A 1957-nucleotide genomic window follows, 5' to 3' on the forward strand; every position below is an offset into this window, starting at 1 on the left:
GGTGTGTCCTCGATCCGGCTGGTGCCCTTCCTGGTCGCCACGGCGGTCGGTGTCGTCCCCGGCACGGTGGCCGTGGTCGTGCTCGGTGACGCGCTCACGGGGCGCACCGATCCCGCGCTGGTCGTCGTGTCCGTGCTGTGCGCGGCGATCGGTGTGGTGGGCCTGCTGGTCGACGCACGACTCGAAAGCCGCAACCCGACCGCCACCAATCCGCCGGCCGGGAACACGACCGGCGAGAACACGACCGCCGGAAGCCCGACCGTCAGGGAGTCGGACGCGGAAGGGGCGGACTCCCGGGCCTGACGTCGGTGTGCGGCACGGCGGCGAGCAGGGTGCGCGTGTAGTCGTGCCGCGGTGACAGCAGCACCTGTTCGACCGGGCCCTGTTCCACCAGCTCGCCCCGGTACATGACGGCGACCCGGTCCGCGATCGTCCACGCCAGACCGAGGTCGTGGGTGATCACCAGGGCGGCCAGGCCCAGTTCACGGCGCAACCGCAGCAGCAGCGCCAGGATCTCGCCGCGCACCGAGGCGTCGAGGGACGCCACCGGCTCGTCGGCCACCAGCAGCCGCGGCCCCAGCGCCAACGCGCCGGCGATCACCACGCGCTGCCGCTGCCCGCCGGACAGCTCGTGGGGCAGCGACGTGAAGAACAGCTCCGGCGGCCGCAGCTCGGCGTGCGACAGCGCGTCCGCGACCTGGGCGGACTCGTCGCCCTCGACCCGGTGGATGCGCAGGCCTTCGGCGACGGCCTCGTACACCGAGTGGCGGGGGTTGAGCGCGCTGGTCGGGTCCTGCAGCACCAGCTGCACCTGTCGTCGGAAAGCGCGCAGGCCCGACGCCGAGCGGGGGAGTTCCGCCTCCTCGAACAGCACCCGGCCGGCGGTGGGGCGTTGCAGGCCGAGCAGGGTGCGGGCGAGGGTGGTCTTGCCGGACCCGGACTGGCCGACCAGGGCGACGATCTCCCCCGCCCTCACCTCCAGGTCGACCCCGGCCACCGCCGTGACCTCGCCGTAGTCCACGCGCACGCCTTCCGCGCGCAGCAGCACCGGACCGTCGGCCGCCTCGGACGCGGTGACGTGCCGCGACGCCGGGTCGCCCACGGTGGGGAACGCCGCCGCCAACGCCTGCGTGTGGGGGTGGGTCGGTGCGGAGATCACCTCCCGCGCGGGGCCCTCCTCCACGACCTGACCGTCGCGCATCACGGCCAGCCGGTCGCACGTCGAGGCCAGCACCGACAGGTCGTGGCTGATCATGACCAGCCCGATGTCCCGCTCGGACACCAGCCGCTTGAGCACGTCGAGCACCTGAGCCTGCACGACGACGTCCAGCGCCGTGGTCGGCTCGTCCGCGATGACCAGCCGCGGCGCGCACGCCAGCGCCATCGCGATCATCACCCGCTGCTTCTGCCCGCCCGACAGCTCGTGCGGGTAGGCGCGGGCCGCCCGCGCGGGCAGCTCCACCTGGTCCAGCAGCGCCGACACCGAGCCGTCCACGCCGTGCAGCCGCATGGGCTCGGCTATCTGATCGCCCACCCGGTGCACCGGGTTCAACGCGTGCATCGCGCCCTGGAACACCACCGACGCCGCGGCCCACCGCACCGCCCGCAGCCGGCCCCACGACATGGTCTGCACGTCCTCGCCGTCGAGCAGCACCTGCCCCTCGACGCGGGCGTTGCGCGGCAGCAGCCGCAGCACCGACATGGCCACGGTCGACTTGCCGCAGCCCGACTCGCCGGCCAGCCCGAGCGTCTCCCCCGCCTGCAGGGCCAGCGACACCGACCGGACCGCCGTCACATCGCCCCGCGCGCCCCGGTAGTGCACGCTCAGGTCACGCAACTCCAGCAGGCTGCTCACCGCTCCCCCTTCAGCCGCGGGTTGAGCACCGTCTCCAGGGCCCGCCCGCACAGCGTGAACGCCAGCACCACGCACACCACGCCCAACCCCGGCGGGATGAGG

At 73.9% G+C, this 1957-nt stretch carries 1 protein-coding gene and 2 pseudogenes; 1 reads left to right on the forward strand and 2 read right to left on the reverse strand.

Annotated features, from left to right (window positions below):
* Window positions 1-303, forward strand: a pseudogene (locus tag AB0G02_RS37375) (TVP38/TMEM64 family protein); the annotation flags it as partial.
* Here AB0G02_RS37375 and AB0G02_RS37380 read toward each other — a convergent pair.
* A complete protein-coding gene (locus AB0G02_RS37380; RefSeq protein ID WP_360804389.1) occupies window positions 263-1855 on the reverse strand; it encodes an ABC transporter ATP-binding protein in 1593 nt (530 codons plus the stop codon). The pseudogene AB0G02_RS37375 and the gene AB0G02_RS37380 sit on opposite strands and share 41 nt — an antisense overlap.
* Window positions 1852-1957 (reverse strand): annotated as a pseudogene (locus AB0G02_RS37385) (ABC transporter permease); the annotation flags it as partial. The pseudogene AB0G02_RS37385 and the gene AB0G02_RS37380, both read right to left, overlap by 4 nt.

Origin of the sequence: Actinosynnema sp. NPDC023658, assembly GCF_040639995.1 — a bacterium.
Taxonomy (GTDB): Bacteria; Actinomycetota; Actinomycetes; order Mycobacteriales; family Pseudonocardiaceae; genus Actinosynnema.